Below are 24,490 nucleotides of genomic sequence, written 5' to 3'. Positions count from 1 at the left end.
CATAAGAAAAAGCGATCATTCTTAATGAAGAATCGCACCCGTTAATTGAATAACTTATCTTGGTTAAAGTCCTTCTAATTGGTTCAATAGATAATCACATAGTTCCTTATGAATTGATTGTCTTTTTAAATTTAAGATAAAGTGTTTTACATTTATTTCTTTATCAGCAAAGATACAGTTCAAGTAATGTTTGAACTCTGAGATACTTGGTAATTCAGTTTTGTATATCTCGTAGGTGTCAATTTGATAGGTTTTTAACAACGTCTTTAACGATTCATCATCTTTGTTTAACTCGTGATAACTATGGTAGATATTATCACTACCCTCGTTTAGACGGTAATCGAAAGCTAATATTATCTTCATTAAAGCATTGACTTGAGTTTCCTCGAATTCATTATCCAAAGCATACATAAAAAAAGGAAATTCATCGCCATTAACCATAAATTTAAGTAGTTTAATTTGATATTTTAATTGCCTGATTTCTTTCTCAATATTCATTTCTTCACCTCGCTTATCATATTAACATAAATTGGATAATTATTTTCTTATGGAACTAACCTGCCCCGTTAGTGCCATAAGAAAAGGCTGCCTCAGCAACCTTCCTTATTGAAGTAAAGCAACCGTTAGTTGAGGATGCTAAACTCAATAATTTTCTTTTTTCCAACGTTTATATTCTACAAACTCTAAAAAACCATAAGCCGTTATCATTGATAAAATGGGGACAACATAATACTTCGGAGGTCCAAATATAAAGATAACAACAATGAAACCTGCAATAAAAAGTGCAGTATTTAAAAGATATGATTTCTTTCGATATTTTAAATAAAGTTTTACCTTATCCATTACTTTTCCTTTCATGCCAAACATATTCACTAATATTTTTTGTTATCTTTCTTGAACTATTCTGCCCCGTTAGTGCCATAAGAAAAAGGTTGCCGCAGCAACCTCGATTATTTAATAAAAAAATCCTTTAGCTGAAGAAAATACAATACTGTCCCTTTGTTAAAAATACCCCTCTTTTAATTCAAAGTTAAATTTTCATAATCTGTTATAGTTTCAAATATTAACTTAGAGTCATCTTTGTTTAATTCCATATAATCATTTCCGTCATTTTTCGTTAATTGTAATTTATCTTTTTTGGGACTAAGCCAAACTGAATAAACTACTATTTTTTTTCCTCTTTCATGTTTATTAAAATAAAATTTATAATCTGGGTTACGTTCATTATCCAAATTCAATTCTGATTTTTCCCAGTCTGGTTTGTTCAGTATTTCCATTACTTTTTGTGTTTTGTTACTTTCAAAATGCTCTTTATAAGCTAAAAATGTATAGTTTTTACCTGCGTTTTTTTGAATAGAAATAACTTGTTCATTCTTATTTGAACAACCAGATAACAGTATTAGAACTATACAAATACTAATAAGAAACCTCATCAAATCCTCCTGTACTTCTGAGATGTGAATTATACATTCCTTATTTTACTTTTAAATGGTCAAAAGTAACATATAATCTTTCTGCAACTAAACTGCCCCTTTAGTTCCATAAAAAAAAGCTGCCTTAAAGACAGCTCCGATCTTCAGCTAACGCACCCGTTAGTTTAAGTACAAACCTTCACAATCTTGCTAACCTGTATTTTAATCGCCAATTGCTACTATTAAATTGTTTTTCAGTAATGCTTCTTTGCAAAGTTCGATTAATTTTTCAGCAAATTGTTTTATTTTTTGCCCGTATAAATTATCTGTTTTGTATTTAATAACTATACCCTCGCAAATGTTTACTAACTGATTTATTTCTTGCGTTGAAAATATTTTATCACCATATTGGTCTAACCCTATAAGCAAATCGAAAGGTCCCTTTTCCCTATATCTTTTACCGTATTCTTCCTTAATCTGAAGATAACCCTGCAACTCTTCATTAAATTTAACGGATTCTTCTAAGTATTGTGTTTCTTTTATTGTATTTCCAATAAAGAAATCAAGTCCAACATCATTATCCATTCATTGTCCGCCCTTTTCATATTTTAATGTTTTTCATATTATATCAGTCTTTGTTGAACTAACCTGCCCCTTTAGTTCCATAAGAAAATGAACTGCAAAAGCAACTCCCTTATTAAAGTAAAGCACATTATGGGGTTAGTATAGTTTCATGGACACATTATAGTTAGGTCCTTTATAGTCCGTCGGCTCGATTTGTATAAAACATTGATAGCCGTAATTAGGTTAAATAGCTTTTCTGATTAGCCAGTTTTGATAAAGAAAATAAAAATAACTAATAAAATACAAACCAATTAAAAAGAAAAAAGACACCTTATTCATATAACCTAGTAATGCTAAAAATAATAAACCAATACCAAATAAAATGGACATAAAATCAAAGGCTTTAGACTTTGCAAATTGATTGATTTTTATATTACGCTCATCATTTTCTTCAATCTCTTGTGCTTTAGTTTTAAATCTTTCACTTGAAATAGATGTTACTCCAGAAAAGGTGAGAAAGACCCCAGTAAAAATAATAGCTATGGAAACTAGATCCGGACGGATAAATATGGAACGAATCTCATTTGCCACAGGAAAAGTTACGAATATTCCAAATGATATTAAGACAATTCCACTGAAGGTTAAAATCCAAAGTGCCTTATTTTTCATTATTTATTTCCTCCTCGTAGATAAAAATTTCTTCAATGCTTAAATTAAAATAACGTGCAATCTTAAAAGCTAGAATTATTGAAGGGTTATATCGCCCATTTCCTAAAGACCCAATCGTTTGTCTAGATACCTCTAAGGCTGCGGCAAGTTCCTCCTGTTTAACTCCATGCTGTTTTCGGATTATTTCTAGCTTATTTTTCAACTAACCACCTCTAATACGGAAAGTAAACTTTCCATAAAATTAACATAAAAAGGTATATATGTAAAGTTTACTTTCCATAAAAAAACAAATAACATAATCACTCTTAAAGGAACCAATCAAAACTAAAACCCCTTGTCGGCCAAGGGGTTTTCTCATCTTAGAAATAATCGTTTATGCCGTAGCTTTGAAACAAAGTTTAATCATTTTTGTGTTCCTAAATGAACTAACGCACCCGATAGTTTAAGTACATTTCTTCACAAACTTATATTAATTCGCAACTAAGATTTAAGAACATAATTGATAAATTCTGTTTTTGCTTTAGTGTACGCTTCACGATCATTGCTATATTTTTTTGCTAAATTTCTTTTAAGAATAGCGTATTCATCAATAAACTGCTGATTAGTCCGTAATAACTCACGAAAAAGTAGCTGATTATCCCACCGTTCTTCTCCCTCAAGTAAAATATGTAAATGTACTACTCGTTTGTCGTTAATTACTTTCACAAAAAATCTTTGCCAAGGTCGATTGTCTAAGTTAGGTGGTACATAATTCCAGTCGTGATTAGCTAATAATGAAGATATTTCTTTTATTTTTTGAAATGAATCAATTTTAGCCATTAAATCAATGATTGGTTTAGCTGGTAAATTTGGAATAGATGTACTGCCATAATGTTGAATTTCCGTTATGCCGAAAGTTGAAAGGAGATTATGAAGAAGTGCTTTTTCCTGATTACCTTTTTCTACCCACTTGGGATTTGGTTCGACAATGTCTATTGTCTCATTAGCCCAAACCGGCCATGTGCTTTCATCATGAATATCTTTCATTTTACTCTCCCTCAAGATTTTAATTTTTTCAGTTTCAGAAAAATCTTTGTACTTGCATTCTTTTACAAACCTGCCTCGATAAAAGAAAAAGCAGCCTTAAAGACAGCTCCGATCTTCAGCTAACGCACCCATTTCTTGAATAAGAAAAATTGCTTATGTGTTTATTTTCCACCTAAATCTTTGAGTTGTTTTTTTATTTCTTTAAGTTCGGACCGAAAAGCCTTAACTTCTTTAGAATTGTCAATCCCACTACTAATGGCATATTGAACAATAAAAAATAGAATAACTAAACCAACAAAGCCGTAAAAGATTGAAACTATAATACCCATAATTTTAGCTCCCCTAATAAAATTCATTAATTTAACGTTACCATAAATTAGTAAAATTAGTTGAACTTTTAACATAGCTCTTCTTCAAGTAACCTGCCCCGTTAGTTGAACAAGACTGTGTTTTTACCGCATATCATGTTCTCTAAAAATCAGTTTATATTTCGGCTTAAAATCAATTTCTATTGTTTGTTGGGAATCCTCATTCAGAACCGTTAAAAGTACACTTGAAAGTTCCTTTTTGTCTGCTGTAATCTCAAATTTGTCAACTCGTTTTAAATCCAAAAGTGATAACAATTTATTTGAAGTCGGTTGGGTTACTTGTATTTTTACTTCACCGTAAGATGGAGAAAGTGTAACAATAAAGTCTTCCTCTCCATTAGAAAATTGATATGTTGCTTTATTATAATAAAATGGTAAATCTTTCGCAGTGGTATCAAATAATGTAGGTTCACACTCAAACAACGAAAGAAATTCGTTTTCTTCTGGGAATACATACACTCAACATCAACACCTTTCAACTCCCATTTTAACATTTTCTTGTTGAGCTAACCTCCCTCAATAAACTAAACACAATCTCACGATTGCTCTAGAATTCTTAGGATTTCATAGTCATATCATTAACCGTTATCTATGTAAGCTCGGCATTACTCCTCAAGGATAGGGATTTATCGAAAAAAGTGTATGCTAAACTAGCCAATTATAGGAAAAAATTGGTTTAATCAATGTTATGATCGCACTTTTGGATATCCACATGTCTCATGGAGGTCAACCCTCCCATGTCTCACAGAGTCGATGCTCCTACATTCCTTCGTTCAACCTTTCCATGAGGTGGATGTCGGTCATGCTGCCCCACAGGATCTAAGTCCTCACGTTAGTTGCTTTGCCGACTAATCCGTGCTTCACTTTTAAATGAGTGTTAATTAAATGACTTGTAACCTTAAAATTCAATAATCTATGCGACTGTTTGATGTGCTACAAATGTTTCCATATGAGGGATATCCTTTAACATCTTATCTTCTTGAAACGTAAATTGTTTTTTACCGATTGAAAACAGAATTCGAATAAGCTTGTTACACAAGGCTATCAGAGATTGCATTTTCTTTAAGGGATTGTGAGAACGTGTTGTGTAATAGATATGAAGGGCTTTAAAAGCCTTGTTCTTTGCCACCAGTATCATGGATGCTCGGAATAAGAGAGCCCTCAATTTCTTTCGGCCCCGTTTGGTAATCTTGGTCTGACCTTTGTGCTTTCCGGATGTGTTCTCTTTTAAACTTAAACCTGCTAATTTTACAATTTGGCGAGGATGTTGATAGTCTCTGAGGTCGCCGACCTCTGCGAAAAAACCTGCTACTGTATCCCGACCAATCCCTGACACCTCTAACATCTGTGTGACACCTGGGATATGGTCTAATAACTGATCTAATTGATGATCTAATTCTTCGAATTTCATTTGAATAAAATCATACTTCTCTAGTAAAGCTCTCAACTCTAATTTCGCCATAGCTGCCCCTTGACGAATACCAATCGAACGATTGGCTGCTTCTTTAAGTGCTCGTATCTTCTTTAAGCCTATACTGCGTTTTACCACTTGTCTTAAGGAAAGTAAGAGCTCTTCATCCGTATACTTTACAAGTTCATGTGGCAAGGCTTCTAGCTTTAGAAAATGAATAGCTGCCTTGCCTTCCCAACTTTTGAACACCGTCAAAAATTCGGGAAAGTAACGATCAAGCCAGTTATGAACTTGTCCCTGAACGACCTGTAAGTCAACGTTGAGAAGATCGCGAAGTTTTTTGGCCACTCTGAGTTCTGCATAAATTCCTTGTGGAATTGTTGGTTCGGCGTATCTTCCGTCTTTGACTAACTGTGCTATGACTTTTGCATCTTTCACGTCATTCTTTGTAGGTGAATTATCGTCTAATTCTTTACTTCGTTTAACATGTAGTGGATTGACAGATACGAACTTAATATTATTCTCTTTCAGGAGATGAGCTAGATTTAACCAGTAGTGACCGGTTGGCTCCATGCCTACAATCACTTGATTTAACTTACACGCTTTAACTAGGTGGTTAATCCAATCTAGAAACGAATGAAATCCTGCTTTCGTATTTTCAAAGAAACACGTTTTACCCAATTCCATTCCTCTATAATCTTGTGCTCTCGCGACATGATTGTGTTTGGCGATGTCTACTCCGACAATTAAGGTTTCAAAAGTAATTTGAGTGATTTTATGATTTTGGTTATAATTCATTTGAGGCCTCCGATAGATGTTTTTGTCCTTTTTAGCTGGCCAGCTCAGGACACATTCATCTTATCAAGAGGTCTTTTATCGTTCAAACCTCATTTTCAGTTATTACAGGAATGCTGCCCCGTTTGTTCAATAAGAAAAGCGATCCTTATTAAAGAATCGCGCCCTTTTATGGAATAATCATTGTGAAAATCCACTTAAAGTTTAGCTGGGACACTTTATTGACAAAAGTCATAGATTTATTTATTTTTATTTTCTAATTCCTCAACTCTCCTTTCCATGTTCTTTATTTTTTTGATTGAGTGAAGGGCGAGCCCTAAAGCTATTCCACCTAAAGTGAATGCTGGAAAAACAAAAAAAGTAAACAATTCCATATTTTAATACCTCCCTAAAACTACTAAACAATCTGGCCCAATTGTTGAATAAAGGTCAAACAGCACTCTTCAACTATCCTGCCCTTTAGTTCAATAAGGCTTATTGTAGAGCTGACACATATTGTGACGTTAAAAGAGTAACTATCTGGTTTTTTTCTTGTTTTTATCCCGAAAATAAGAAATAAGTGCGTCAGCTATAGTAACCAAAATATAAAAAAACTCTAGGAATAGATTTAACAATTAACCAACTCCTTTTAGGTTGATACTTGGTTGTTTAATTATGGCTAATTTTTAATAAATCTTTATAAACAATTTTATGGATTTGAGGTTGTTATTATGAAGATTTGCAGTAGGGAATTTTGAGTTTAATGAACAGTTTGAATACACTATGCTTGTTGAACTAACCTGCCCCGTTAGTTCCATAAGAAAAAAGCTGTCTTAAAGACAGCTCCGATCTTCAGCTAACGCACCCGTTAGTTCATTAGTTGATAAGGAGAAATGAAAATAAATTTAAAATAAAGTGTTAACTTTTTTCTATCTTGTACGTCTTATTTACGGGAGGACAGCGATGAACAATTCGAAGAAAATTCAAGAATTAAATGCCGAACTTAATATTGTTTATCGTTATCTACGTAAATTAGGAGTCTCACATGAAGATGCTGAAGATATTGTTCAAGAATCAGCCTATCGATTTCTTCTTTACTACGATTCAATAGATATATCTAAGACCCGGAGTTGGTTAATACGTGTAGCTTTAAATTTTCACCATGACCAATACAGAAAGCTTAAACGAGAGGAACTTGATTTAAACCAAGAACAAATAGCTTTGTTATCTAAAGATTTACCAGAAGAAATAATATTACAGAAAGAACAGCGTTCAGAAGTTCAAAAAGTGTTATTAAAATTAAAGCCACAATACAGAGAGATGATTCTATTAAAGTATCAGCGGGATCTAAAATATGAAGAGATATCCAAGTTACTTGATATGAGTATTGGGATGGTAAAAACCAACCTATTTAGAGCGAGGAAACAATTTGTCAAATATTATAGGAGGAATAACAATGAGTGAAAAAAACACTACTGATGAGATTGATTTTACTAGTAAATCTTCTTTTCAAAATGTAATGAAAAAGGCTAAAAGAAAACAAACTGTTAAATATTTCATAATAACAACAATTACAACAATATTTTTGTTAGCAGTAATTTATATAGGGAGTCAACAGATAATCGAAAAACGTATATCTAATGATGATTCATTAAATTATAGTCTAATTCACGGAGCTAATACTTATGCTGGAAGTGCAAGTCCTTCCGATTCAAATCTTTTTAGTTATACTCAGGAAATAGCATATGAGAAGCAAATTGGGGATAGAGTCATATTGTGGGATACAGATAGTGTAACAATACCGTTATTTGGAAAAAGAAGGATTAATGAAAGTGGTATTGAAACAAAAATATTTAGTGAAAGAGAAAAAAGGTACGTAAATTTTAATCAGCTTAATGGAGAGAGAGAAATTGAATTTTACTTCCCGCAACTTACATATACCTATCTTCCAAAGGAGATAACTGCTGCGACAGAATTAGGTAATAATAAGATAGTAGAAGTAGCTCTATCATTTAAAAAGCCTCTAACCCTTCATGAAGCATCAAAGATCCTTGGAACAGATAATGTTAATTGGTTGTGGGTAGACACATCTACTGATGCTCAAGTAAAGGAGTATAAAAAGGAAGCACTTATGAAAGAAAACGAAAGACATGCTATTACACAAGGTGGAGGATCTGCATATGGTTTTGAAGTAATGGATTCGGATTTTGAAATAGGAGGACAATTCTTTCTAAATATCATTAAAACGCTTAGTTTGGAGGATGGAAACTATCAAAGCAAAGTAAAGAAATTAGCTAATAGTATTAATGAAAAGTCATCACCAAAAGTTAGCGATATTCGTATTAGTGGAGCTGTAGTTACAGGGACACCAAAAGAGTTAGAACGGTTTAATAATATAGATATTATTAGAGCCTCTCTTATTGGGGCTACTGTTGATATTTATTAAATTACACACTTTTAACTAAGATAACTTAGTTGAGGAGACATATTAAAGGATCTTCCAATGGAAGATCCTTTTTCAATAAAATCGATCTCCTATGTAAACTCGCATAGTATTTTTGATCAACGCCTTTGGCACTCTTCTTGAGCTAAACTGCCCCGTTAGTTCCATAAGAAAAGACAGCCTCAGCAACCTGCCTTATTGTAGAGTTGACACAAACTGTGCGATATATCTCTAAAATAGAGGTTTGGAATAATCCATTCCTTTTTCACTAAACTTTATGCACCTTGTGTGAGTATACCGATAATGTTATATACGATTGGGAACACAAATAAAACGATGTTAAAGATTATCCCAACCAATGAAAGTTTATCCCGATTCATTTTATATCCTACAAACCCTAATGCAGCTCCTATAGGACACAAGATAAACGGAAACACGAGTGGCATTCCTTGAATTTTCAACAATACGATATCAAATAAAAAGTTAATGATCAATAATGTTAAAACAGACGGGATTAGAATGGATATAAGTCCAGGTATTTTTTGCATAACAATTGCTCCTTATGAATTAGATTATAAAAATTTGTGCCCTTAAAAAAATTAACACTACCGTATTTTAACAATAATAAGAGTTTGCTTGAATATCAAACCACACAGTACGAATACACTGTGCTTGTGGAACTATCCTGCCCCGTTAGTGGCATAAAGAAAAAGCTGCCTTATAGACAGCTCTGATCTTCAGCCTAAGACACCCGATAGTTGAAGAAGGGTATTTTTTTCTCTATGAAAAGAAGAAAAATCGCACATTAAAATCCCTATTAAATATAAACAAAGAAATAAGCCGCGATTTCTCGTAGCTTATCATCTGAAGATTATTGTTGGAATTTCAGTGAATTCTCACCAAACATTTTTTTAACGTAGTTTTCCTCTTGTAAAAAGCCTTTCTTCCCTACTTTATCGCCTTCATATTTACCGTAAGGCTCGGATAAGAAACTTACTAGGCTTTCTGCATCTTTATCAACTTGGTCAAAATTACCTTCGGCCCATTTATCTAACATTTTTTCATATCCGTCAGTTTTAGTAAGACGACTGATTTCAATAGAGTCTAATTGATTTTTCAAGTATTGGATGTTGCCTTTAGTCATTTGAGCTCTATTAATAGAATTAGGATCAACACCTCTAGGAGTTTCCGATTCTCCACCGAAATTAACTTTTTGAAGTGTCATTTCTATCATTCTAGCGATGACATCTTCTTCGTGGTTAACTTTACCGATTTCCTTTTGAGCTTTTTGAAGTTCTTCACTACTAAGTTTGTAATCAACTTCTGCAGTTTGAGTATTTTCAGCATCTGCTACAATTTTGCCGTTGGGTTCAGCTTGAGCTTCTGCGATAGGGCTGTTATAAGATAGAGAAGCGTAAGTTCCAAAAGCTAATAATGCTGCGCCAAGTGTTCCATACATAATTTTCTTTTTCATAATAAATTCCTCCAGATTGCACCTTGATTATTCATGCTTCGTTTTAGTTACTTCCTCTTTTGGGCAAAGTTTACATTTACTATCATAACAGATACCTTAACTATTATCCTTGAATTTTTCTATTTCCTATGGGTTTTGACGACTTTTCCATTTCCCATTGCCTTTTGTTTTTTGTTGCTGAAGACGTTGTTGTTACTTCTGCATTTCTCTTCCTTCCTGTTCAAGACCTTGTGTGGTTCTGGTACAAATTGAAAAGTTTCCAAGCTTAATGAACTAACCTGCCCCTTTAGTGCCATAAGAAAAAGGCTGCCTTAAAGGCAGCTCCGATCTTCAGCTAACGCACCCGTTAGTTTAAGTACAATCCTTCACAAGGCTTTCAATTGGCAATTGGGTACCCATCTCTTATAGCTCTAACTATGACTTCATAATCCTCCATGTCATGCTTTTGGGCGATTTGAGCCAAAGAATAGGCTAGTTCATTCCGTTGTTCTTCCTCTATCGGCACATGGACTTTAATCTTTTTGTTATCTGGATTGACTCCGAGCGCTCTAATATCATATTGATTAAATACCTTATTGCTTTCTTCCATGAATGCTCGGCTCTGCTCTTCCTTTTTCTGATTGTCTAAGTAATCATAGACTACAAAAAGTAGATACACGGCCATCAGCACACCTAACCCTAGAAAAACCCGTTTTTTTAATTTCTTCACTTTATATCTCCTTGTCCAAAATTCTGTCTCTTTTACATCCTTTTTAACTTTATCATATTTATCTATCTGTAGAACTATCTGGTATTAAGATGATCAAAAGCGACATAAAATAGGCTTCTCTCTTATTAAACTACCCCGTTAGTGCCATAAGAAAAGGCTGCCGCAGCAACTGCCTTATTGAAGTAAAGCACCTGTTAGCTTAAAAATCCGTTATATTTATCCATTATCTAAATCATCATCAAGAAAAGACTTTTTATCTTCTTTAATTCCATACTTCTTTTCAAGAAATTGACCAATTATTGAACTGTTAATACCTTTCCTTACTGCTGTTTCTATAACTATATATAGAATAAATATCCCAACAATATAAAAAACAATAGGTATGATACCCTCCACCAAAAATCCCCCAAACAAATAATCAATTATTCCCTTTATTTTACCAGAAAACCCACATTTCTTGTTGAAGTAACCTGCCCCGTTAGTTCCATAAGAAAAAGCTGCCTTAAAGACAGCTCCGATCTTCAGCTAACGCACTCGCTAGTTAATTAAGAAACCCTGTATGGAAACAAAGAAAAGAAATAAAGAGACAACAATGCTCATATACCCCCAAAATCTTTTTCTATCCTTTTGAAGTTCGGCTAATCCAGTCACTAACATAGTTGCCCCCAAGAACAACATAGAATACGGCATCAACTCAAAATTTTCAGTAATTAGCTGATAGGCTGATAAAGCAATAACAATTATCGCTAAGGTAACTCTAACTATTTTCAAGAATATATTTCCCCCTAAGAATTAAGTCGGTACAATTTGAAATTTAATCATACCATTTACACATTTTCATTTGTGTAGAAAATGGAAATTCCTTCTTTAACTATCCTGCCCCTTTAGTTCCATAAGAAAAAGAGCTGCCTAGGCAACTCCCTTATTGAAGTAAAGCACCCGTTAGTTCAAGGAGAATAATAAATTATTGTGTAGTATCTTGTATAATATTGATAACCAATACTTGTGGTAACATCACCTTTATTAAACACTAAAGCATTTGATATCTCGTTTCTTTCTTCGAAATCCCAGCCTTCCTTTTCCATCATTTTAATGAAAGGCTTCATTTCCCCACGTTTTACTAAATATCCGTAAATCCCCCCCACTTCCTCTGTTCCTTTTACTTCAGTAATTTCTTTATCCTGAATAATTATTTTAGATATAGCTACAGCAAAAGGTATAGGGTTTCCTTCCTGAAATATCACATCTCTTTTTTGAATTATAAAGATGGAAAATAGAATTAATATTAGTACTATTATTCTAAATGCTTTCGATTTTAACAAATAAACTACTCCCAACTCTCAAGTTATTTAGTCCCATAGGATAAGTTTAACATTATTAATTAATTTGGAATTAAACAGAGTTTGGAATATTTTTCATTAAGCAAGCCTACCCCGTTAGTGCCATAAGAAAAAGGCTGCCGGCAGTAACCCCTGTTAATGAACTAAAGCACCCGTTAGTTCTTTAAGAACACTTTATTTAACTAAACTCAAATTCATTTAATATTTCCTCTGAACCATCTACTTTAATAGTAGTAACTTTTTCATCCATTGTTTTACCGGTAAAATACCAAAAACGATTATTCCCCTTTACTTCAATGATTTCTGCTTCATCATTTCCGACAAGGACCTTTGAAATTGAGGGGTCTGATATTGCCCCAGAATAAATGTATGGAGCTGTATCCATTACTGACCACTTTTGAGGTGTCTCCCATTCTGTACCTCTTGTTTTTCTCCATTCCCATTTCCTATCTATTTTCTCCATGTAAGCTATGTATATCTTTTTATTGTCTTCGGTAGTAAAGACAGCAAGAGCATTATTTTCATTTTCCATTTTTTGAATCAGCGAATATTTTCCTTTACCCTCCATTTCGTTCATTTTTGACTGAAAGAAACTATCGAAGGACTGGTCTTTTGAACACCCAAATAATATAAACATCAGTACAATAAATAAACAATAAAATTTTTTATTCATTATCAATTTCCCCTTAATGAATGTATATACCATACGCGTACTATTTTAATTTAATTTACCATTTAATCCCGTGAGATTCTTGCTGAACAATTCATTATCTGTAGTCCATCCCAATTTAACCCAGAAACACTTTGCAGAACTAACCTGCCCCTTTAGTTCCACAAGAAAAAGGTTGCCGTAGCAACCTCAATTATTGAAGTACAAGTCCTCACTTATCTATTTTTTATTATGTTCAGGTGTCAGTAGGTTATGATTTCCTTAAATAATATGTTGTTTAGCGAGTTGCTTCTCTAATATTTGAGTCTCCCTATATTCCTTTGCTTCTGATATCATTGTAAATTCAATAAAAGCGTTTTGATTTTGATGAACAACTTTTTTTTACTTCATTTTTATTTTCATAATTCTTAATTAATTATTTTATTGTCTTTATTGAAAATTTTTATAGTAACTGGTTCACCCTCAACTATTGTCTTTATTTCTTTAGATTGTAAAAATTCATTTATAGTATTTTTAAGTGTCTTAATTGATTCCCTAGATTTTGAATCTGTACTATCTATTGAAGTATAGATTGAAAAAGTTAGAGAATCCGTGGTATACCCAATACTTGTTACCTTAAATTCCTTTTTAGACAATAATCCTTCTTCAAGAATAGGTGCAATTTCTGCACCTTTACCAGCTTTTATTACTTCCACTTTAGTATTGGCTATTTTAATATCATAATACTTATAAGTACTATTATTGTTAGTTATTTTTCGAGCTTCCTTTTCTATTTCATTCTGTGCTTGTTTGTGATTTTTTACAGATAAGTTTAAATTTATTAATATTGCCTCTTCTGATGGATCAATACTAATATTTATATCCTGATATCCTAATTTATTTAAATTATCTTCTAACTTGTTAGATAGATTTTCAATTTCTTTTTTTTCTTTTTGCTCAGAAACATGGGACTCTTCCTGAGTAATATTAATTGAATATGCATCAAAGTCTTTTGCAGCTAATAACTCTTTGATTTTAAGTTCTAACTCCCCTTTAGTATCATTGTAATAATCTTTAGGTCCATCCAGAACGATATATACTTCCTTTTTAGGGAGGTACCTTACACCTGAAGAACTCACTTGAATCCCTTCCTCATCAATAATTTGAGAGACTGAATCCAATATTGAATCTGAATGGAATATTTGATTCAAATATGGAATTTGAGATGCTATAGTTGCCATTGCAGGCGATATAAACGCAGTACTAATGAAAAGACCAACCATCATAATTGAAGCTAACGTTAAGTATGTAAATTTCTTTTTTTGACTCCAGCGTTTCTTAACGGGCTTCTTCTCAAACGAAGGTACCAAAGTTTGTGTCTCTTCCTTTGCTTGTATTATTCCTAATTTTACGAAATCATGTAATTCATTTGGAATATCTATCTTTTCTATTTCTTTTTTTATTTTAAAATCCATAAAAATCTGACCTCCTTGAATATTTCCGCATTTTTTTTAAGCTTTTATATAGTCCTGACTTAACTGTACTAATTGGTATATCTAGAAACTCGGATATTTCTTTAAAAGTGTAACCTTGATAATATTTTAATAATAATACCGTTTTTTCATCTTCATTTATTAAAGTTAATAAGTTTTGTAGAGAAATAGATAACGAAATATCGTTTTCTACAAAAATTGATTTTATATTTTTAGTTTCTATTGATATGATTTTTTTATTTTTTCGTAATAGATCAATAGCAGAATTTATTGCTGTTTTTATAATCCAACTTTTCAGTGAACTTTCCTTTTCCAAAGTTTCAAATTTCAAGTACGTTTTATAAGCAGTTTCCTGAACAATGTCTAAGGCATCTGATTTATTCTTGAGATAAACATAAGCAATCCTATACACATCCTTTTCGTATTGTTTAAAAAGTTTTAAAAATGCATCATCTTTATCTGTTGTATATTCATTATTGTTATCCATAAATACCTCCACTAATTTACAGCATGTACCCTTTTAAATGCATTTCTGTATAAACCTACGCATCCTTTTACATCTCCTAATTTTTGTACTTATATATAAGACGGATGATATTGACATTTGGTCTAAGTTTTTTTTCTTTTTTCTCCTTTTAAGCTTTCTTAGTGTACGATTTCCCATATAAAAAAGTAACCCTTCGTCTTGGAAGGGTTACTTTTTTATATGGGGAATATTCTTCTGTTACTTGGGGTCCTGCCGTCAAAACGCGGATAATATACGCTAAGACATTTTTTGGATGTAAAGAAGCGATTTTCCCTATGCTAGGGGTGAAATCGCTTCTTTGGTTCCTGTTTCACTAAAGCACCCGTTAGTTGAAGAAGAGCTAACGACTATCTAACAATATATTTAATTTTATTAATGCTTCATTTATTTCATTTCTTAGTTGTTGTTCAGAAATTTCAGATGAAGTCTCTTGTCCAGGAAGACATTCGTGCCAGTAACAATCTGCCGACTCAAACACCCCATTCAGTATTTCAAAATACGCCTCATCCAACTTATCATTCGCTTTTAAAAAAATTTCCATATAACGGGTTTGAAATTCATCTGCCGACATATTCCCCTCTAAAAAATCCACCATTATTTGCTTATATTTGTTTATGAACATTTTTATCCCCTTTCACTAGAGAATCCAAAGGTAAATTAGTGATATTATAGCATTCCTTATTCAACTAACCTGCCCCTTTAGTTCTATAAGAAAAAGCTGCCTTAAAAACAGCTCTGAGCTTCAGCTAACGCACCCTGTTAGCTGAAGAACTAGGATATTTCAGTTTTTCTTTTGTAAGAAGACAGAATCCCAAAACCAATAAATAGCAGCTGCTGCAAAACTAAAACCGTAATATATTTGGGTTTCAACTAAATATGTAGGTTCAACTCTAAATAACATTACATTAAATAAAAATACTGCTACAAAAGAAAGTACCGTGTAAATTAAAAGATAAAACACATCAAATTTTCTCGGGCGTTTATTAAATATAATCTGCAATGGTACTGCAAAAAGTAAATAAGGTATAACAACATAAAAAGAATAAATAATAACAGGCATTAACTGCAACCAAGAGGGTTCTCCACTAACTACAATTATAAAAACAGAAAAAGAGATACAAGACAAGAATAGACTAACAAAATAATAAGGTATTACATCGCTAATTTTCGATACTTTTTCACTTAATTTCCAAATCTCCAATTTTTCTCAACCTTCCAAATGTCATGTTACTTTTTTCCATAATAATATCATTTCTTCAACTATTCTGCCCCGATAGTTGCATAAAGAAAAAACTGCCTTAAAGACAGTCCCGATCTTAAGCTAACGCACGTGATATTTCACAAGGTCTAAATAGAGTTTTATCCATTAAGGGTTGAAACAGCAACAACGAATGAAAAGATTATTGCTAATATTGCATCTTGTCTCGTAGTTGTTCTTATCAGTGGCATCCAGCTAATCTTACCCATTTGGCTAACAAGTCTTGCAATAATAAAAAAGATAACAAAAAAACTAAAAAACGTTCCAACCATAATATCACCTAGCTTCATTTTTCTTTTATTGTAACATTCATCTTCAACTATCCTGCCCCGATAGTTTATTAAGAACAAAATAAAAAGGACCCTTGGTCCCTTAAAAATACTTTCTATACAAGTCTCTCCGCATTGCACCACTTAGATATGCATAAATTTTTGTGGTTTCACTTTTTTCATGGCCCATTAAACTTTGAACCACTTCTAGAGACGCTCATGAACCTATTATGCTATGCTATTTATAGACTTACAAAGGGGGAATTATGTACATGTCATTTTTTGATAAAATGAAAGCAAGCATCGGAATCGGTGCGGCGAAAGTGGATACAAAATTAGAAAAAGATTCATACAAACAAGGAGAAACGGTAAAAGGGAACGTGTTTGTCCTTGGCGGAAACACCCAACAGGAAATCAATGGGCTGTACATCCATGTGATGACACAGGTTTTGAGGGAACAGGATGACCGTAAGTATTTAGATGATGTTACCCTTTACAAAATAAAGGTTTCGGATGCATTCGTCATTGAAAAAGGCGAAGAAAAGGTGATTCCGTTTTCCTTGCAACTTCCGTACGAAACGCCAATCACGATAGGGGACGTGTCTGTGTGGATGAAGACGGAAATGGATGTGACGTTCGCATTGGACCCTAAAGATAACGATTATATAAACGTATTTGAAAATGAAACAGTCAGTAGCTTCCTAAAAGCAATCGAATCATTAGGGTTTTACTTGAACAAAGTGAAAAATGTACCCTTCAAACGTAGCAAAACGGGTGTCTTTCAGGAATTCGAATACAAGCCAAAGGGCGGTCCATTCCAAAGAAGCCTTGATGAGGTTGAAATCGGATTCGTCGCGGACGCTCAATCCGTAGATTTATTCATCGAAGTGGATAGAAAAGCAAGAGGACTTTCTGGGTTTTTGGAAAGTGCAGCAGGAATGGATGAATCCAAGATCCGAGTGCAATACAAACATTTCCAAAAAGAAAGTGTAGAAACAGCCAAGCAAGAACTAATGGATATACTATCCCGTTATTCTCGATAAATTGGATTTGCTTATCTGCCTTATATAAACCCCATACATCAGTTAAGATCATACCTGTTTCTCTCCAATCTATACCATATTAATAGACAGTATAGACAAAAGAAGAACTATTATACTAGATTAGTAGATTTTTCATTAAACAATAACACCTGATAGTTAAAGAAGAAAAACTGCCTTAAGACAGCTCCAATCTTCAGCTAACGCACCCGTTAAAGGAGTTGCCCTAACAACTCCTTTAAGAACAAAATTTATTTATTAGGCACTAATAATACTGTTTTTATTTTTAAAGTAAATAAACAAATTAAATATGCTTAACCCTAAAATTATAAGAAACAAATATGAGGAAATAACATCTCCTCCTAAATTTAATTCATCAGCTATGTATCCCATAATAATAAGATTAATACCAGAAACAATTATTGAAATTATTGAAGTAATACTAACTGTGAATCCATTAACGAGGTTGCTCCGTTTCTTTTGAGCCAATAAAATAATGGTAATAACAATTAAACTAATTATAAAAGTAATAAAAACTAATCTTAAAAAATCGTATATTTCCAACCCTTCCATAGTCATCCCCCTTATTATCCTTTCCCTATTAATTTTACCACAAAAAACCATTATCCTTATGCAACTAAACTGCCCCTTTAGTTCCATAAGAAAAAGCTGCCTTTAAGGCGGCTCCGATCTTCAGCTAACGCACCCGTTAGTTTAAGTACAAACCTTCACAATCTTGCTAACCTGCTCCTTTAGCTCCATAAGAAAAGGGCTGCCTCAGCAACCTTCCTTATTGAAGTAAAGCACCCTTTAGTAAAATAAGTTCAGCCAGATATTTCTGGTTGAAACCATTAATTCACCGTCGGTCCACCATTTGGCGAATAATTTAGCATATCTCCCACCGCCATCATACTTCTTAATCCCTTTTTCTTTTATCTAAACTATGTTAAATAATATTGTTGATTTCAAAAAAAAAAAGGGAAGCCCTAATTTATAGAAGTTCCCTTATTTCTTTAAAGCTCCCCGATTTTTGAAGATTAAAATTATTTGTCTGGATTTTGTAAAAAATCAATCATTTCTTCATAGTCATATGTTTTTAAAACCAAACCATTTTCATCGAACAAGATGAATGCAGGTTCTTTCTTTAATTCAAGTTTAGGGTATTGCTCATTCAATGACTCATAAGATGATGTATTTGTAACAGGTCCCACATTGGTTATGTTGTTGTCCTCTAGTAAATCCAATGAAATTTCTTTTCCAACAGCTTGTAGCGAATACCTGTGACCTTCACTAGGTAAAAGATTTGGATGAATTCGAGCGAAATCATCTTTTTCATTCGTGCACGCTACTAGCATTGATAAGATTAGAAATATTAAACTTCCATATATAATCTTTTTCATATTCAACTCCCTAATATTAATGTTTCATCAACAATTCTGCCTCTTTACTGAAATAAACAAATATCAACCATTTGGTAAAATATAGTAATTTAAGTTTATCATAGGTTGCTTCTGTTGAGAACAGGCAGCTATCAATAATCATTTTGCTTACCGTTGCATCATCATTTTGATGCATGATGCGGTCAAGGAATTGAAACCAACTCAAATAATGGTGGAGGTATTTTGTCTTTTAATCCCTTCCAACAGAAGAGATTAACCTTTCATTCTGTTTAATTATTGTTTGATTTTGATTTCACATTTTTGTGAAGTCAAATAAAAATAACCATTATCCTTGTTGAACTATCCTGCCCCTTTAGTTGCATAAGAAAAAGCTGCCTTAAAGACAGCTCTGATCTTCAGCTAACTCACCTGTTATTTGAAGAAGGATGTACTCGAATCAAGGTGTGATAGAGGGTCGTTGAGAATCACATTAATTACCTTCTGCTAAGTAATAAGGTGTTTCGTAACCTTGGCAACCAATGATAGAGTATTTGTTTCCTTCAACTAAAATTTTCTCGCATCCAAATGTGTTAATTTCTCCACTACCGTACTCATCTCTAGTGGTATCCTCAGTAATTTCAAGCTGCTCTCCGTTATATGTTAAATCAGTTAGTATTGGGTCTCCTTCCTTCGTGTAAGTAACCACACGAATACTATCCTTTTTCCCTGTTTCTGTATTCTTGATAAATTCTTTTAACTTAGTTTCGTTTTCAATATCACCATTATTTCTATTCACAATATCAGTATCAGAAGGAACAAATTTTTTTGAATCAGTCTCTATATTGGCACAACCAACTATAAGCAAAAACATTATGCTGACAGTTATAAAACTTAAATATCTTATCATAAACTCCCCCCTTTATTTATATGACGTTATAAATTGTTTTACGGTTTCACTTATGCAACCATTGTACGAAGACACAAAGATAAGTACATTGGGGACATGAATTTGAGTACATAGAGTTATTAATCCACTCAAAACCGCACCAGTTCAATCTCTAAACTGTTTTGAGATACAAAATCGGGTACATTAAAACAATACAGTCATACAAATTTATCTGTAAACACAAAGGGGAAGGCAATATCTATACCCTCCCCTTTTTCGAACAACATATATTTTTAATCTTCTTGCTTATTTTATAAAAAAGATTGATTATTTTTGTGATCCTTAATCAACTAACGCACCCGTTAGTTCATTAAGAAAAGCGTTTCTTATTAAAGAATCGCGCCCTATTGTTGAAGATTGATTATTTAATTCAACTGGTGTATATTGCAGAACTTTCATAAAGTGTCATATCATCAAAAAAAGGTTGGATATCTAAAAAGTACCTAACCTTTTTTTACCATAACGAGTATTATAGGCCCAGTGACAGGGTTATTGCTCTAATTGTCAGATGGTTTCCAATTACTAGAAAATAGTTCTTGCTAGTATCATGTAATTCACAACTCTGCAGCTTGCATAAGTTCGTATATTTTGCGAGTTGTATTTACATTCCTGATTGTTATTTGTTGATATGGCTTTGAACCAACGAGTTTAGTCATACCGGATTTGGTAATTTTTTTTTTTCAACCGACCATAGAATGGCTCCAGGAATGTATTTCACCGTATCAATTTCTGGTTTGATGACCAGCTTATTAAGCACTGACTCATCATCAATTTCATCCCATAAAAACAGCACATCGCTTCTCATCTGTTGGTCGTTCGTCCAAGACTCTGGAAGGGAGTGTATGACTTTTTTAACATCATCAAAACTACGGACTAAAACTTTGATTTGTAATCCGAAGTTTGTATGTATAGCCTCTTCTAAAATATGGGATATTGTTGTTTTTGATTGGCCATTCACTGTGAAAATAATATTACCTGAATTGATATATGTAACTACCGAGCTCATACCCACTCGTTCAAAAGCTTGTTTAAGCAACTTCATGTTAATTTTATTTTTCCCACCAACATTGATTCCCCTAAGCAGTGCGACATAGACCATGATAATCCTCCTATTAGTTTGCATTTTATATAAAACATTTGACGGATTAGAGCAAGAACTCTGTCACTCGGCCTTATAGACAGTTTTTATTTTGTCATATTTTATTTTTAAAATTTCTTAGATTCTCCATTTCTCCATTCACTATCACATCAATATGAGCAGAAATGATATCAATATCTAAATCCCACCATTTAATTTCCAGCAATTCGTTAATGATTTCTTCTGAGAAACGGGTATTAAGTTTCTTTGCAGGATTTCCTCCAACGATAGTGTAAGGTTCCACATCTTTTGTAATAACCGATTTGGCTGCTACAATTGCACCATCCCCTATTTTTATTCCAGGCATAATGACAGTATCCATTCCTATCCAAACATCATTTCCAATTATGGTATCACCTTTAAACGGCAACTGATCTAACGTTGGCGTATATTTCTCCCAACCGTGTCCGAAAATATTGAATGGGTAGGTTGAAAAACCATCCATTCTATGATTAGCTCCATTCATAATAAAGGTTACACCAGGTGCTATGGCGCAAAATTTTCCAATGACAAGCTGGTCACCGAAGAATTCGTAGTGATATAACACTTGATCTTCAAAAAATTCACCATTTCTTGCATCGTAATATGAGTATTCACCCACAATAATGTTTGGTCTAGTAATTGTATTTTTTATAAATTGCACGACGCGATTCCCTTTAATCGGATATTTATCTTTAGGATTGGGTCCATGTTGCTTATTTGATTCCATGGATATCCACTGCCTTTCAGGATTTTTATTATAAACTTAGCCGACCTATCTTATTGCATTCCTCAGCGAACCAAATGGCACCATCAGGTCCTAATACAATTCCATGAGGCTCCGCATTTTGTGTAGGAATTGGATATTCCGTAATTTCACCTTGCATTGTAATTCGGCCAATTTGATTACTTCCCCATTCAGTGAACCATAAAGCACGGTCAGGACCCGTTACTATTGCGTGTGGGCGAGCATTTGCAGTAGGGATGGTATATTCACTTATTGTTCCAGAGGTAGTAATTCTACCGATTTTATTTTCGTTAATTTCCACAAACCAAAGTGCATCGTCCGGTCCACTTGTAATACCTACAGGACCAGCATGTTTTGTTGGCAAAATGTAATTAGTCACTTCTCCGAGTATTGTAATCCGACCAATTTGATTACTCTGATTCTCAGTAAACCAGATGGCACCGTCAGGTCCAGCAACAATAAAAGAGGGATAGGAGCCAGGATTCGGTATATCATACTGAATAATTTCACCTGATGGTAAAATTCGCCCTATTCTATTTCCATTCATTTCGGTAAACCAAATGTCTCCATTGTGTCCTTCAGTTATTCCAAAAGGTGCTGAATTTGGACTCGGGAGAGTATATTCGATGATTTCACCTGTTACTTTCAGTTTTCCAATTTTATTCGCCCTATTTTCCGTAAACCATACATCACCCTGAGTTGTGGAGATTATAGATAGCACACCTGCATTGGGTGTAGGAACAACGAAATGAGTGACTTCACCGTTAACAGTCATTCGACCAATTTGATTTGCTTTATGTTGTGTAAACCATAGCGCACCATCTTTTCCAGCAGTTATTCCATAAGGGCCTGAATCTATGTCAAGAAGTTCGTATTCGTCAATTTTTATCCCCACCATAATCCTCCTTCCTCTTGTATAAAGTTCTTCTAGTAATTCGTTATAAAATGATTGAATTCCTGCGAAAAAGATCTTGCATACTCTATTCATATTAAGTTAACATAATTAATCTAACAGAAATTTCCCCCTCACAAACCCCCTTGGGCGCCAAGAACCTGTCACAATTTATTATTTTTTCAGGATTTTATCATTGTTAAATCAACGTTTGTGCACACTCACGCACCTGATAGCCGTATAAAAAAGTGGGATTTTATGCAACATCTTATTCAAGAAAATGGCCCGATTGCGGAACAAAAAAAATCCTTCATATCAATACAGGACTTTTGATCAAACTTTATTATAAATACCCTCCCAACAACTGCCCTCCAAGAAGTATGAAACTATCACACCAAGAAGAACATATAAAAAACTGTGTTAATCAAAATCATTCAACCTTCGTTCTTTAATTAACGTACATTATAAATTCTATTTCAAAAGCAGTATTCCTTGTTGAACTATCCTGCCCCGTTAGTGCCATAAGAAAAAGCTGCCTTAAAGACAGCTCCGATCTTTAAGCTAACGCACCCACATAAAATCCATTAGCGTAGGCTTTAAAGTAATTAAATTTTTATCCTCTAATATATTGAAGAATTTCATCTAATTGCGTGTCTTGTAAATCAAAGCTTAATTTAATTTCATGTTTTACTACTAGTTCATATTTTTCAAGAAGGTAACAGGGCGGCCTCGATGAAGAAAAAGCCCTATTTTTATTTCTATATCTTAAAAGCGTTTGACGCCACTAAAATTACCAACAAGTGTCATTGGTGCCTCTAGGTCGACTAGGAATAGCACAACGGTTGTATCCTTTGTCATTTGGATTGTTGTTAACTCTTCCGCGGTATCTGAAATTGCATCGCCTTTACGTAGGATTTTCCCATGCGCAGTAATTTCGCCGTCCATTACATACAGCCAAGGTGTATAGCCGGCCACAAACGGTAATATAAAGACTTCGTCTGTTTTTCCATGTACATCATAAACAATGATTTGCTGACGAAGTTCAAGTGGGGCATCTGATTCTGTTGGTCCTGCAATTAAACGCCATTCACTGACTTCTGGTAGTTGCATTTCCGCAAATTGAACGCGTGGCTCTAAATCCTTTTCCGATGGACGCATAAATACTTGGAGCATTTCAACTGGACCTGTTGGTGTTGATTCCTCATGGAAGAAGCTTTTCCCAGCACCCATTAGCATTTGCTTTGTTGGTGAGCAAGATTCTTTCAAGCCTGTTGAATCTTCATGTAGCATTTCGCCTTGCCACATATAACTTAAAATTTCATCATTTATGTGTTCATGCATACTTATCTTTGTACCCTGCCCGATTTTTGCGTGGTCAATTCGACTAAGTGGGCCAAATGCATGGTCCTCTTTTTCAAAGATCCCATCGATTAAACCGGGGCGACGAATTAGTAGAGAAAAAACACCCCCACCGTTTGAATAAGCTTGTTCATTTCGTAAAATATTCACTCTACATTCACTCCTTGATTTGCTTTTTTTAGTAGTTGGATCAGCTGTTCAAGTTCATCTTCTGTCAAATTCGCAAATTGCTCTGCTCGGAATTGTTCTTGCGCAGGGACAACTTCGTTCCGTAGTGCTATCCCATTAGGAGTGAGTGAAATATATTTTGTCTTCCACTCTTGTTCGCGTTGAATATAGCCTGCATCTTCTAACTTGCTTAAAATTTGAGTTATATTTGAATTGGTCACCGCAAGTCGACTCGCTAATTCTGATTGTGTAACCCGCTCGCCTTCTTTTAAATGGCTAATAATATCAAACTGACCTGTTCTTAATTCCCATTTAGCTAAATGACGATTGCTGCAGGTCATACTTCGGTTAAAATAACGTGTGTAACGAAACCAAGCCAGATAACTTAAACGAATTCTTCTTAATGAGTAGTTCATAATATTTCTCCTGTCATTTAATATATTAATTGATGTTTGT

The 24,490-nt window shown here is 33.7% G+C and carries 32 protein-coding genes and 2 pseudogenes; 3 read left to right on the top strand and 31 right to left on the bottom strand.

Annotated features, from left to right (window positions below; genetic code table 11):
• Positions 1-63 precede the first annotated feature (63 nt).
• From NYE63_RS11250 to NYE63_RS11200, 11 genes are all read right to left on the bottom strand, one after another.
• Positions 64-498 carry a hypothetical protein gene (locus tag NYE63_RS11250; RefSeq protein WP_342605186.1) on the bottom strand — a complete coding sequence of 145 codons (435 nt, stop codon included), beginning with the start codon at positions 496-498 and terminating at the stop codon, positions 64-66.
• Positions 499-642: 144 nt separating this feature from the next.
• On the bottom strand, positions 643-843 hold the full coding sequence (locus NYE63_RS11245) for a hypothetical protein (RefSeq protein WP_340890432.1): 201 nt from the start codon (positions 841-843) through the stop codon (positions 643-645).
• Positions 844-1,019: 176 nt separating this feature from the next.
• A complete protein-coding gene (locus NYE63_RS11240; protein ID WP_342605185.1) occupies positions 1,020-1,433 on the bottom strand; it encodes a hypothetical protein in 414 nt (137 codons plus the stop codon).
• A 201-nt stretch (positions 1,434-1,634) separates the two neighbouring features.
• On the bottom strand, positions 1,635-1,997 hold the full coding sequence (locus NYE63_RS11235; protein ID WP_342605184.1) for a hypothetical protein: 363 nt from the start codon (positions 1,995-1,997) through the stop codon (positions 1,635-1,637).
• Between the two features lie 222 nt (positions 1,998-2,219).
• Positions 2,220-2,645 (bottom strand): hypothetical protein, encoded by a 426-nt coding sequence (locus NYE63_RS11230; protein WP_342605183.1) that lies wholly within the window; start codon positions 2,643-2,645, stop codon positions 2,220-2,222.
• A complete protein-coding gene (locus NYE63_RS11225) occupies positions 2,635-2,847 on the bottom strand; it encodes a helix-turn-helix transcriptional regulator (protein WP_342605182.1) in 213 nt (70 codons plus the stop codon). The genes NYE63_RS11230 and NYE63_RS11225 overlap by 11 nt, the downstream gene beginning before the upstream one ends.
• Before the next feature lie 278 nt (positions 2,848-3,125).
• Positions 3,126-3,671, bottom strand: coding sequence for a GrpB family protein (locus NYE63_RS11220; RefSeq protein ID WP_342605181.1), 546 nt, complete (start codon positions 3,669-3,671; stop codon positions 3,126-3,128).
• A 161-nt stretch (positions 3,672-3,832) separates the two neighbouring features.
• Positions 3,833-4,000: a hypothetical protein gene (locus NYE63_RS11215; RefSeq protein WP_185152130.1), complete on the bottom strand. Its 168-nt coding sequence runs from the start codon at positions 3,998-4,000 to the stop codon at positions 3,833-3,835.
• Between the two features lie 123 nt (positions 4,001-4,123).
• Positions 4,124-4,498 (bottom strand): hypothetical protein, encoded by a 375-nt coding sequence (locus NYE63_RS11210; RefSeq protein WP_342605180.1) that lies wholly within the window; start codon positions 4,496-4,498, stop codon positions 4,124-4,126.
• 454 nt (positions 4,499-4,952) lie between these two features.
• The gene (locus NYE63_RS11205; protein ID WP_342603074.1) at positions 4,953-6,248 is read right to left on the bottom strand and encodes an IS110 family transposase; all 1,296 of its coding nucleotides are present in this window, start codon (positions 6,246-6,248) and stop codon (positions 4,953-4,955) included.
• Positions 6,249-6,484: 236 nt separating this feature from the next.
• The gene (locus NYE63_RS11200; RefSeq protein WP_342605179.1) at positions 6,485-6,619 is read right to left on the bottom strand and encodes a hypothetical protein; all 135 of its coding nucleotides are present in this window, start codon (positions 6,617-6,619) and stop codon (positions 6,485-6,487) included.
• 568 nt (positions 6,620-7,187) lie between these two features.
• Here NYE63_RS11200 and NYE63_RS11195 point away from each other — a divergent pair.
• Both NYE63_RS11195 and NYE63_RS11190 read left to right on the top strand, forming a co-directional pair.
• On the top strand, positions 7,188-7,688 hold the full coding sequence (locus NYE63_RS11195; RefSeq protein WP_342605178.1) for a sigma-70 family RNA polymerase sigma factor: 501 nt from the start codon (positions 7,188-7,190) through the stop codon (positions 7,686-7,688).
• Complete coding sequence (locus tag NYE63_RS11190) at positions 7,681-8,670, top strand: anti sigma factor C-terminal domain-containing protein (RefSeq protein ID WP_342605177.1); 990 nt, start codon at positions 7,681-7,683, stop codon at positions 8,668-8,670. Before NYE63_RS11195 ends, NYE63_RS11190 begins: the two co-directional genes overlap by 8 nt.
• Before the next feature lie 272 nt (positions 8,671-8,942).
• Here the strand turns inward: NYE63_RS11190 and NYE63_RS11185 are convergent, their stop codons facing one another.
• From NYE63_RS11185 to NYE63_RS11135, 11 genes are all read right to left on the bottom strand, one after another.
• On the bottom strand, positions 8,943-9,215 hold the full coding sequence (locus NYE63_RS11185) for a hypothetical protein (protein WP_342605176.1): 273 nt from the start codon (positions 9,213-9,215) through the stop codon (positions 8,943-8,945).
• Between the two features lie 323 nt (positions 9,216-9,538).
• Complete coding sequence (locus NYE63_RS11180; RefSeq protein ID WP_342605175.1) at positions 9,539-10,141, bottom strand: DUF6241 domain-containing protein; 603 nt, start codon at positions 10,139-10,141, stop codon at positions 9,539-9,541.
• Positions 10,142-10,517: 376 nt separating this feature from the next.
• On the bottom strand, positions 10,518-10,850 hold the full coding sequence (locus NYE63_RS11175; RefSeq protein ID WP_342605174.1) for a hypothetical protein: 333 nt from the start codon (positions 10,848-10,850) through the stop codon (positions 10,518-10,520).
• 216 nt (positions 10,851-11,066) lie between these two features.
• The gene (locus NYE63_RS11170; protein WP_342605173.1) at positions 11,067-11,246 is read right to left on the bottom strand and encodes a hypothetical protein; all 180 of its coding nucleotides are present in this window, start codon (positions 11,244-11,246) and stop codon (positions 11,067-11,069) included.
• A gap of 141 nt (positions 11,247-11,387) precedes the next feature.
• Positions 11,388-11,621 carry a DUF3953 domain-containing protein gene (locus NYE63_RS11165; RefSeq protein WP_342605172.1) on the bottom strand — a complete coding sequence of 78 codons (234 nt, stop codon included), beginning with the start codon at positions 11,619-11,621 and terminating at the stop codon, positions 11,388-11,390.
• A 176-nt stretch (positions 11,622-11,797) separates the two neighbouring features.
• A complete protein-coding gene (locus NYE63_RS11160; protein WP_342605171.1) occupies positions 11,798-12,172 on the bottom strand; it encodes a hypothetical protein in 375 nt (124 codons plus the stop codon).
• A gap of 196 nt (positions 12,173-12,368) precedes the next feature.
• Positions 12,369-12,863, bottom strand: coding sequence for a hypothetical protein (locus tag NYE63_RS11155; protein ID WP_342605170.1), 495 nt, complete (start codon positions 12,861-12,863; stop codon positions 12,369-12,371).
• A gap of 404 nt (positions 12,864-13,267) precedes the next feature.
• On the bottom strand, positions 13,268-14,314 hold the full coding sequence (locus NYE63_RS11150; RefSeq protein WP_342605169.1) for a DUF4030 domain-containing protein: 1,047 nt from the start codon (positions 14,312-14,314) through the stop codon (positions 13,268-13,270).
• Positions 14,304-14,819, bottom strand: coding sequence for a sigma-70 family RNA polymerase sigma factor (locus NYE63_RS11145; protein WP_342605168.1), 516 nt, complete (start codon positions 14,817-14,819; stop codon positions 14,304-14,306). Before NYE63_RS11145 ends, NYE63_RS11150 begins: the two co-directional genes overlap by 11 nt.
• Positions 14,820-15,198: 379 nt before the next feature.
• Positions 15,199-15,480, bottom strand: coding sequence for a colicin immunity domain-containing protein (locus NYE63_RS11140; protein WP_342605167.1), 282 nt, complete (start codon positions 15,478-15,480; stop codon positions 15,199-15,201).
• A gap of 159 nt (positions 15,481-15,639) precedes the next feature.
• Entirely contained in the window at positions 15,640-16,059 is a 420-nt protein-coding gene (locus NYE63_RS11135; RefSeq protein WP_342605166.1) for a UPF0715 family protein, read from the bottom strand.
• Between the two features lie 598 nt (positions 16,060-16,657).
• Between NYE63_RS11135 and NYE63_RS11130 the strand changes: the two genes are divergently transcribed.
• On the top strand, positions 16,658-17,428 hold the full coding sequence (locus NYE63_RS11130) for a sporulation protein (protein ID WP_057216934.1): 771 nt from the start codon (positions 16,658-16,660) through the stop codon (positions 17,426-17,428).
• Between the two features lie 255 nt (positions 17,429-17,683).
• Here NYE63_RS11130 and NYE63_RS11125 read toward each other — a convergent pair whose 3' ends face one another.
• From NYE63_RS11125 to NYE63_RS11085, 9 genes and pseudogenes are all read right to left on the bottom strand, one after another.
• Positions 17,684-17,998 carry a hypothetical protein gene (locus tag NYE63_RS11125; RefSeq protein ID WP_144552803.1) on the bottom strand — a complete coding sequence of 105 codons (315 nt, stop codon included), beginning with the start codon at positions 17,996-17,998 and terminating at the stop codon, positions 17,684-17,686.
• Between the two features lie 470 nt (positions 17,999-18,468).
• A complete protein-coding gene (locus NYE63_RS11120; RefSeq protein WP_342605165.1) occupies positions 18,469-18,825 on the bottom strand; it encodes a hypothetical protein in 357 nt (118 codons plus the stop codon).
• Positions 18,826-18,841: 16 nt separating this feature from the next.
• Positions 18,842-19,051: pseudogene (locus tag NYE63_RS11115) on the bottom strand (hypothetical protein); the annotation flags it as partial.
• Between the two features lie 243 nt (positions 19,052-19,294).
• Positions 19,295-19,711, bottom strand: a complete 417-nt coding sequence (locus tag NYE63_RS11110; RefSeq protein ID WP_342605164.1) for a DUF4362 domain-containing protein — start codon at positions 19,709-19,711, stop codon at positions 19,295-19,297.
• 593 nt (positions 19,712-20,304) lie between these two features.
• A pseudogene (locus NYE63_RS11105) lies at positions 20,305-20,849 on the bottom strand (DUF1697 domain-containing protein).
• A gap of 94 nt (positions 20,850-20,943) precedes the next feature.
• Positions 20,944-21,597 (bottom strand): Vat family streptogramin A O-acetyltransferase, encoded by a 654-nt coding sequence (locus NYE63_RS11100; RefSeq protein ID WP_342605163.1) that lies wholly within the window; start codon positions 21,595-21,597, stop codon positions 20,944-20,946.
• Positions 21,598-21,625: 28 nt separating this feature from the next.
• Positions 21,626-22,510 carry a Virginiamycin B lyase gene (locus NYE63_RS11095; RefSeq protein WP_342605162.1) on the bottom strand — a complete coding sequence of 295 codons (885 nt, stop codon included), beginning with the start codon at positions 22,508-22,510 and terminating at the stop codon, positions 21,626-21,628.
• Positions 22,511-23,272: 762 nt separating this feature from the next.
• Positions 23,273-24,016 carry a pirin family protein gene (locus tag NYE63_RS11090; RefSeq protein WP_342605161.1) on the bottom strand — a complete coding sequence of 248 codons (744 nt, stop codon included), beginning with the start codon at positions 24,014-24,016 and terminating at the stop codon, positions 23,273-23,275.
• Positions 24,013-24,450, bottom strand: a complete 438-nt coding sequence (locus NYE63_RS11085) for a MarR family transcriptional regulator (protein ID WP_342605160.1) — start codon at positions 24,448-24,450, stop codon at positions 24,013-24,015. Before NYE63_RS11085 ends, NYE63_RS11090 begins: the two co-directional genes overlap by 4 nt.
• Positions 24,451-24,490: the final 40 nt, after the last annotated feature.

This window comes from Peribacillus sp. FSL E2-0159, from assembly GCF_038643155.1.
Lineage (GTDB): Bacteria > Bacillota > Bacilli > Bacillales > DSM-1321 > Peribacillus > Peribacillus simplex.
This window is presented reverse-complemented; position numbering and strand designations above follow the sequence as displayed.

Bases quoted from the DNA above. Each gene is read 5' to 3' on its own strand.
- NYE63_RS11250 (WP_342605186.1), bottom strand. From the start codon at position 498: ATGAATATTGAGAAAGAAATCAGGCAATTAAAATATCAAATTAAACTA.
- NYE63_RS11245 (WP_340890432.1), bottom strand. From the start codon at position 843: ATGGATAAGGTAAAACTTTATTTAAAATATCGAAAGAAATCATATCTT.
- NYE63_RS11240 (WP_342605185.1), bottom strand. From the start codon at position 1,433: ATGAGGTTTCTTATTAGTATTTGTATAGTTCTAATACTGTTATCTGGT.
- NYE63_RS11235 (WP_342605184.1), bottom strand. From the start codon at position 1,997: ATGGATAATGATGTTGGACTTGATTTCTTTATTGGAAATACAATAAAA.
- NYE63_RS11230 (WP_342605183.1), bottom strand. From the start codon at position 2,645: ATGAAAAATAAGGCACTTTGGATTTTAACCTTCAGTGGAATTGTCTTA.
- NYE63_RS11220 (WP_342605181.1), bottom strand. From the start codon at position 3,671: ATGAAAGATATTCATGATGAAAGCACATGGCCGGTTTGGGCTAATGAG.
- NYE63_RS11215 (WP_185152130.1), bottom strand. From the start codon at position 4,000: ATGGGTATTATAGTTTCAATCTTTTACGGCTTTGTTGGTTTAGTTATT.
- NYE63_RS11205 (WP_342603074.1), bottom strand. From the start codon at position 6,248: ATGAATTATAACCAAAATCATAAAATCACTCAAATTACTTTTGAAACC.
- NYE63_RS11200 (WP_342605179.1), bottom strand. From the start codon at position 6,619: ATGGAATTGTTTACTTTTTTTGTTTTTCCAGCATTCACTTTAGGTGGA.
- NYE63_RS11195 (WP_342605178.1), top strand. From the start codon at position 7,188: ATGAACAATTCGAAGAAAATTCAAGAATTAAATGCCGAACTTAATATT.
- NYE63_RS11190 (WP_342605177.1), top strand. From the start codon at position 7,681: ATGAGTGAAAAAAACACTACTGATGAGATTGATTTTACTAGTAAATCT.
- NYE63_RS11185 (WP_342605176.1), bottom strand. From the start codon at position 9,215: ATGCAAAAAATACCTGGACTTATATCCATTCTAATCCCGTCTGTTTTA.
- NYE63_RS11180 (WP_342605175.1), bottom strand. From the start codon at position 10,141: ATGAAAAAGAAAATTATGTATGGAACACTTGGCGCAGCATTATTAGCT.
- NYE63_RS11155 (WP_342605170.1), bottom strand. From the start codon at position 12,863: ATGAATAAAAAATTTTATTGTTTATTTATTGTACTGATGTTTATATTA.
- NYE63_RS11150 (WP_342605169.1), bottom strand. From the start codon at position 14,314: ATGGATTTTAAAATAAAAAAAGAAATAGAAAAGATAGATATTCCAAAT.
- NYE63_RS11145 (WP_342605168.1), bottom strand. From the start codon at position 14,819: ATGGATAACAATAATGAATATACAACAGATAAAGATGATGCATTTTTA.
- NYE63_RS11140 (WP_342605167.1), bottom strand. From the start codon at position 15,480: ATGTTCATAAACAAATATAAGCAAATAATGGTGGATTTTTTAGAGGGG.
- NYE63_RS11130 (WP_057216934.1), top strand. From the start codon at position 16,658: ATGTCATTTTTTGATAAAATGAAAGCAAGCATCGGAATCGGTGCGGCG.
- NYE63_RS11125 (WP_144552803.1), bottom strand. From the start codon at position 17,998: ATGGAAGGGTTGGAAATATACGATTTTTTAAGATTAGTTTTTATTACT.
- NYE63_RS11120 (WP_342605165.1), bottom strand. From the start codon at position 18,825: ATGAAAAAGATTATATATGGAAGTTTAATATTTCTAATCTTATCAATG.
- NYE63_RS11110 (WP_342605164.1), bottom strand. From the start codon at position 19,711: ATGATAAGATATTTAAGTTTTATAACTGTCAGCATAATGTTTTTGCTT.
- NYE63_RS11100 (WP_342605163.1), bottom strand. From the start codon at position 21,597: ATGGAATCAAATAAGCAACATGGACCCAATCCTAAAGATAAATATCCG.
- NYE63_RS11085 (WP_342605160.1), bottom strand. From the start codon at position 24,450: ATGAACTACTCATTAAGAAGAATTCGTTTAAGTTATCTGGCTTGGTTT.